At 59.9% G+C, this 7,403-nt stretch carries 5 protein-coding genes; 3 read left to right on the top strand and 2 right to left on the bottom strand.

Annotated elements, in window-relative coordinates; all coding sequences use genetic code 11:
- Together IV098_RS10920 and IV098_RS10915 are read left to right on the top strand one after the other, a co-directional pair.
- A partial coding sequence (locus IV098_RS10920) for a calcium-binding protein (RefSeq protein WP_296889015.1) occupies positions 1-3,123 on the top strand: 3,123 nt, incomplete at its 5' end.
- Between the two features lie 139 nt (positions 3,124-3,262).
- A complete protein-coding gene (locus IV098_RS10915; RefSeq protein ID WP_296889013.1) occupies positions 3,263-5,383 on the top strand; it encodes a type I secretion system permease/ATPase in 2,121 nt (706 codons plus the stop codon).
- Between the two features lies 1 nt (position 5,384).
- Here the strand turns inward: IV098_RS10915 and IV098_RS10910 are convergent, their stop codons facing one another.
- Complete coding sequence (locus tag IV098_RS10910; RefSeq protein WP_296889011.1) at positions 5,385-5,663, bottom strand: BrnA antitoxin family protein; 279 nt, start codon at positions 5,661-5,663, stop codon at positions 5,385-5,387.
- Positions 5,635-5,916, bottom strand: a complete 282-nt coding sequence (locus IV098_RS10905; protein WP_296889009.1) for a BrnT family toxin — start codon at positions 5,914-5,916, stop codon at positions 5,635-5,637. The genes IV098_RS10910 and IV098_RS10905 overlap by 29 nt, the downstream gene beginning before the upstream one ends.
- Before the next feature lie 61 nt (positions 5,917-5,977).
- On the opposite strand from IV098_RS10905, the gene IV098_RS10900 reads away from it, so the two are divergent.
- The gene (locus tag IV098_RS10900; protein ID WP_296889007.1) at positions 5,978-7,396 is read left to right on the top strand and encodes an HlyD family type I secretion periplasmic adaptor subunit; all 1,419 of its coding nucleotides are present in this window, start codon (positions 5,978-5,980) and stop codon (positions 7,394-7,396) included.
- The last annotated feature ends 7 nt before the right edge of the window (positions 7,397-7,403 follow it).

Genomic DNA, 7,403 nt, shown 5'->3' with positions numbered 1-7,403 from the left:
AGCTACCCCGGCTACAAGATCGAACAGATCAAGTTCAGCGACGGGGTGACGTGGGATCAGGCCGCGATCATGGCGCGCGTCATCACCAACGGCACGGCGGGCAACGATGGGATCACCGGTTACAACGACGGCACCAACCGCATCTATGGACTGGACGGCAGCGACAATTTGACTGGCGGCGCACTGAACGACCTGATCGACGGCGGCACCGGCACCGACACCCTGAACGGCAACACGGGTGACGACACGCTGTTTGGCCAGGACGGCACCGACACCCTGAACGGCGGTGCGGGTGCCGACACCCTCGTCGGCGGCGTCGGCAACGACGCCTTGAATGGCGATGCGGGCAACGACACCTATTTGTTCGCCACCGGCGCGGGCGTGGATCGCATCACTGACTACGACACCACCGCAGGCAACACCGACGTTGTGCAGTTCAGCAACGTCGCCTCCACCGCGTTGACCGCGCTGGAACGCCAGGGCAACGACCTGGTGTTGAAGTACGGCACGGCGGATCAGGTCAGCGTCAGTGAATTCTTCTACAGCAGCTACCCCGGCTACAAGATCGAACAGATCAAGTTCAGCGACGGGGTGACGTGGGGGCTAGCGGATGTCCTGCTTGGTAGCATAAGTGCCGACACGCTTGTTGGAGGTTCGGGTGATGGCGTATTGATGGGGTATGCCGGAAATGATGCGTTAAGCGGGAATGGCGGTAACGACCTGCTGGATGGTGGCTTGGGAGCGGACACGCTGGTTGGTGGAGTGGGCAACGACATTTATGTCGTAGACGACCTGGGCGACAGTGTGAGCGAAACCTCCACCCTGGCGACCGAGATCGATACCGTTCAATCCTCGATTACCTACACGCTGGGTGCCAATCTCGAAAGCCTCACGCTCACCGGAACTGCCGCCGTCAATGGAACAGGCAATGCGCTTAACAACATGCTCACAGGCAATGGCGCGGCCAATGTGCTGTCCGGCGGCGCAGGCGCAGACACGCTGACCGGCAGCGCTGGCAACGATAGTCTGATTGGCGGTGCAGGCAATGACCGGCTGGATGGTGGCGTGGATATTGACAGCATGGCTGGCGGCGCGGGAGATGACGTCTACGTCGTCGATAACGCGGGTGACGTGGTGACCGAGAATCTTAACGAAGGCTATTGGGATACGGTTGAAAGTTCGATCAGCTACACCCTGGGTGCCAACGTTGAGGCGCTTACCCTCACAGGCACCGCTGCCATCAACGGCACGGGTAACACCCTGGACAACACGCTTACTGGCAATAGCGGCAATAACGTGCTGACGGGTGGAGCGGGTTACGACACCCTGGATGGAGGCGTGGGTGCGGACACTATGGTTGGTGGCACTGAAGATGACTATTACGTTGTCGACAACGCGGGTGACATCGTCACCGAAAACGCCAACGAAGGCGACGACAGCATCGAACTTTACCTGGCAGCTGACTACATCCTGGGCACCAACGTTGAAGGGATTTACCGTTACGGCACGGGCAACTGGAAGACCACTGGCAATGCGCTGAACAACTATCTCTATGGCAATAGTGGTAAAGACACCCTGATTGGTCTGGGCGGCAATGACATCTTGTGGGGCGGCTCGGGCATCGACACCATGCAGGGTGGCACGGGCGACGACACCTATTACGTCGACAACGCAAGCGATATCGTCACCGAGAACGCCAACGAAGGCACGGACACGGTTTACGTCTGGAGTACGGTGGCGCACACCCTGGCGGCCAACGTCGAGAATGGCGTGCGCATGTTCAATGCGGGCAGCCTGACGGGCAACAGTCTGAACAATACGCTGACAGGTGCCTATGGCAACGACACCCTGGTTGGTGGCGCGGGCAATGATCGCCTTATCGGCGGAGCGGGTACGGACACCCTGCAGGGTGGAACCGGAGACGATACTTACGTTGTCGATGTGGCTACCGATATCGTCACCGAGAACCTCAATGAAGGCTATTGGGACACGGTTGAAAGTTCGATCAGCTACACTCTGGGCGCCAACGTTGAGGCGCTCAACCTCACTGGCACGGCAGCCATCAATGGCACCGGCAACGCCCTGGACAACACCTTGACGGGCAACAGTGCCAGCAACGTGCTCACGGGTGGAGCGGGTAATGACAGCCTGGATGGTGGCGTGGGTGCGGACACGATGATAGGCGGAGTGGGTGATGATTATTACGTTATCGACAACGCGGGTGACATCGTTACCGAGAACGCAGGTGAAGGCACCGACACCGTCGAGTTCTATCAGGCAGCGGATTACACCTTGGCGGCCAACATTGAATACGCCTATCGCTACAGCACGGGTAGCTGGAAGACCACCGGCAATGCATCCAACAATTATCTATATGGCAACGAAGGCAACGACACCCTGATTGGGCTGGGTGGCAACGACATCCTGTATGGCGATGCCGGTGCGGATACTCTGATTGGCGGCGTGGGTGACGATACCTACTACATAGAAAGCGCAGGCGATGTTGTAACCGAGAGCGCCAACGAAGGCACGGACGCGGTTTACGTGTTTAGCTCAGCAGCCCACACTCTGGCGGCCAACGTCGAGAACGGTTCACGCTCGTTCTGGGCGGGCAGCCTGACGGGTAATAGCCTGAACAACACCCTGACAGGCAGTTGGGGCAACGACACACTGATTGGCGATGCGGGTGATGACCGTCTGACGGGGCTGGGCGGTGTTGATACCCTCACCGGCGGCATAGGCAACGACACCTACGTCCTGGGTCGTGGTTATTCTGCCGACACCGTAGTCGAAAACGACGCCACCGCAGGCAACACCGACATCGCCCAGTTCCTGACCGGCGTCGCCGCCGACCAGATCTGGTTCCAGCACGTCGGCAACAACCTGGAGGCCAGCATCATCGGCACCAGCGACAAACTGGTAGTCAAGGACTGGTATCTTGGCAGCGCCAACCACGTCGAGCAGTTCAAAACCACCGACGGCGCCAAGACCCTGCTCGACAGCAACGTTGCGAATCTGGTCAACGCCATGGCCAGCTTTGCGCCACCGGCCGCCGGGCAGACCAGCTTGCCGACCAACTACCAGACCGCGCTGGCCCCGGTGATCGCAGCCAACTGGCAGTAAGCAAGCTGTTGTAGGTTTCACCCCGCCCGCTGACCTTTCTCCTGCATGGGAGAAAGGTCAGCGGGCATTTCCTTTGAAGTTTGAGTGGTGTATGTCAGAACAAGAATCTCCGAGCGTTGCAGCTCCATCCAGTGCGGCGTTGGACACTGGCCTTACTTGTCTGGTGATGCTGGCGCGCTTCCACCAGATCGCGGCCGACCCCGAGCAGCTGGCGCACCAGTTCAAGGTAACAGGCGAACCTCTTGGTCGCCCAGACATTCTCCTCGCCGCCAAACACCTTGGCTTGCAAGCCAAGCCGGTCAAGACCACGATCGATCGCCTCGATCGCACCCCGCTGCCGGCTATGGCGGTGGACAAGGATGGCGGCTACTTCATTCTCGCCCGCTTCGACGCCGACAAGGCGCTGATCCATGACCCCAAGGCCGAACGTCCAGAAGTGGTGTCGCGTGACCAATTGCAGGCCCGCTGGGGGTCGGCAGACAAAGGACCGTCCGGCGAACTCATCCTGTTCACCTCGCGTGCCTCGCTGATCGGCGAGATGGCCAAGTTCGACTTCTCCTGGTTCATCCCCGCCGTCGTCAAATACCGCAAGCTGCTTTACGAAGTGCTGCTGGTGTCGTTTGTATTGAATCTGTTCGCGCTCGTTACCCCGCTGTTCTTCCAGGTGGTTATGGACAAGGTGCTGGTGCATCGCGGCCTGACTACCCTGGACGTCATCGCCGTTGGCTTGCTGGTGGTGTCGATCTTTGAAGTCGCGCTCTCGGGTCTGCGCAGCTATGTCTTCGCCCACACCACCAGCCGCATCGACGTCGAACTCGGCGCGCGCCTGTTCCGCCACCTGCTGCACCTGCCGTTAGGCTATTTCCAGGCACGCCGGGTTGGTGATTCGGTAGCGCGAGTGCGCGAGCTGGAGAACATCCGCGCTTTTCTCACCGGCAATTCGATCACCGTGGTGCTCGACGTGTTGTTCTCGGTCGTATTCATCGGCGTGATGTTGTTCTACAGCGGTTGGCTGACGCTGGTGGTGCTGGCCTCCTTGCCGCTGTATTTCGTGATTGCCCTCCTGGTCACGCCGCTGCTGCGCGCCCGGCTGCACGAGAAATTCAACCGTGGCGCCGAGAATCAGGCCTTCCTGGTCGAGACCGTGTCCGGCATCGACACCCTCAAAAGCATGGCAGTGGAGCCGCAGATGCAGCGCCGCTGGGATGCGCAACTGGCAAGCTACGTGTCCGCCGGTTTCAAGTCCGCAACCCTCTCGACCCTTGCGCACGAAAGCACCAATCTCATCGGCAAGCTCGTCACAGTCGGCACGCTGTGGCTGGGTGCCAAGCTGGTGATCGAAGGCCAGCTCAGCGTCGGTCAGCTCATCGCCTTCAACATGCTGGCCGGGCGCGTCGCGCAACCGATCATGCGGCTGGCGCAGTTGTGGACCGACTTCCAGCAGACCGGCATTTCCGTCCAGCGCCTGGGCGACATCCTCAACGCGCCCACCGAAGCCGTCGGCGCCAAGAGCAGCCTGCCGCCGATTGCCGGACGCATCACCTTCGATCAGGTGCAGTTCCGCTACCGTCCCGATACTCCCGAAGTGCTCAAAGGCATCAGCCTCGACATCGCCCCCGGCGAAGTCATCGGCATCGTCGGCCGCTCGGGGTCAGGCAAGAGTACGCTGACCAAACTGATCCAGCGCCTGTATGTGCCCGAACGCGGCCGCGTGCTGATCGACGGCATGGATTTGACGCTGGTTGACGCCTCCAGCCTGCGTCGCCAGATTGGTGTGGTGTTGCAGGACAACGTGCTGTTCAACCGCACGCTCAGGGAGAACATCGCACTGGCCGACCCCGGCGCGCCGCTTGAGCAGGTGATTGCGGCCGCCAAACTGGCGGGGGCACACGAGTTCATCCTGGAACTGCCCGAAGCCTACGACACCATGGTCGGCGAACATGGCTCAACGCTTTCCGGCGGCCAGCGCCAGCGCATCGCCATCGCCCGCGCCCTGATGACGCGGCCGCGCATCCTCATCTTCGACGAAGCCACCAGTGCACTGGATTACGAATCCGAACGCATCATCCAGAACAACATGCAGGCAATTTGCCAGGGCCGCACCGTCATCATCATTGCACATCGCCTATCCGCCGTGCGCCATGCCAACCGCATCCTGGTGATGGATCACGGCCAGATCGTTGAAGCCGGGACGCATGGTGAATTGCTGCAACACGAAGCGGGGCATTACTCGCGTCTGCATCGGCTGCAAGCAGGATGATTCAAACGGGGGTATGGGTTTTAAGCCAATCCTTGAGCGCGGCGTCAAGTCGGGTTTGCCAGCCATCGCCTGTCGCCCGGAACGGCGCGACTACCTCGGGCGAGAGCCGGATGGTAATTCGTTCCTTGAGCGGCGCTTTCTGTGCACCGCGCGAGCGGGACGCAAGGGTGGTTTTCAGGGATGTGGGCAGGCCGGAGAAAGGGATTGCCTGCTTGAAGTCTTCCTCGGTCAGTTCCCTGACTTCGCCTTCTTTATTGGTTAAGGGTAAGTGCTTTGCCATGTTTGTTCGCCTCTCTCAAATTGGCCTTGCGAAAACTGATGACTCGGATGCCATTTTCAATTTCCACAAAGCACAAGACATGCAGACGCCAGTCCAGATAACCCACAGCAATAATCCGTATTTCGCCGTAATCGTGTCGCTCGTCTGTCAGATATTCCGCGCTGTCGAAATCGAAATCTGCCGCCCGCTCGAACGATAAATTGCGCTCGTGGATATTCCGTTCGTTCTTGGCTGTATCGAATTCGATGCGCATCGTCAGATTGTATGTACAGAATGGTCATTGAGCAACCGACAAATAACCTTAAAAAAACATCATGCTAAAACGCCACGCCTTCGTCGACCTCTTCAAGCGCTACGCCAAAATCTTCCGCCACGCCTGGTCACAGCGCAAAGAGACCGACGCGCCCGACCTGCATCCCCACGAAGCCCAGTTCCTACCCGCCGCACTCTCCCTGCGCGACACGCCGGTGCATCCCGCACCCCGCATCACGCTGTGGCTCATCATGACCTTTGCGCTGATCGCGCTGCTGTGGGCTATCTTCGGCCGCATTGATGTGGTGGCGACGGCGGTCGGCAAGATTATCCCCAACGACCGCACCAAGGTCATCCAGCCGATGGAAACCGCCGTGGTCAAAGCGATCCACGTGCGCGATGGACAGGAAGTCAAACTGGGCCAGGTGCTGATCGAACTTGATGCCACCAGCGCTGCCGCCGACAGCGAACGGCTGCGCAACGAAGCTTTGACCGCGCGGCTAGAAGCCATGAGAGCACAAGCCCTGTTGACGTCGCTGGCAAACGGCACCTCGCCCAGGTTGCAAGCGCTGGATGGCGTTGATCCTGCCCGGCTGCTCGCTGAACAAAGCCAGGCCACCGGCCAGTACCAGGAATACCAGGCCCGCCAGCGGCAATTGCAGGACGAGATCATCCGCCGACGGGCTGAACTCCAGACCACCCAGGAGCAGGTCACCAAACTTGAACAAACCGCGCCCATCGCCCGCCAGCGCGCGCAGGATTACCAGAAGCTGGTGAAAGAGAACTTCATTTCCCAGCACGGCTATCTGGAACGCGAACAGGCGCGGATCGAACAGGAGCAGGATCTGGCCAGCAGTCGATCCAAAGTGATGGAAATCCGTGCTGCGTTGGCTGAGGTTCAACAGCAGCAAGCCACCCTCGCCGCCGAAACGCGCCGCCAGCTGCTGGATCAGCACAATCTCGCTGCGCAAAAAGCAGCGTCGCTGGAGCAGGAATGGGTCAAAGCCGACCAGCGCGGCCGCTTGATGCGCATGACCGCTCCCGTCGCAGGCACGGTGCAGCAACTGGCCGTCAGTACCGTCGGTGGCGTGGTCACTCCCGCGCAGCCCTTGATGGTGATCGTGCCCAAAGAGAATGTGCTCGAAGTTGAGGCCATGCTGCCGAACAAGGACATCGGCTTTGTGAACCCCGGGCAGGACGCCGAGGTGAAAGTGGAAACCTTCCCCTTCACCAAGTACGGCACGATCCACGGCAAGATTACCCAGGTGTCATCCGACGCGATCCAGGACGAAAAGCTGGGGCTGATCTACTCCACCCGGGTGAAGCTCGCCAAAGACACGATTCAGGTGGAAAACAAGGCGGTACGACTCAGTCCAGGGATGGCGGTGACGGTTGAGGTCAAGACCGGCACACGGCGGGTGATCGAATATTTCCTGAGTCCGCTGATGCAGGTGACGAGTGAGAGTTTACGGGAGCGGTAATAGAGAC

It is taken from the genome of Thiobacillus sp. (genome assembly GCF_018780105.1).
In the GTDB taxonomy this organism is placed as follows: domain Bacteria; phylum Pseudomonadota; class Gammaproteobacteria; order Burkholderiales; family Thiobacillaceae; genus Thiobacillus.
The sequence above is the reverse complement of the archived record's forward strand: the minus strand, read 5'-3'. Positions and strand labels throughout refer to the sequence as shown.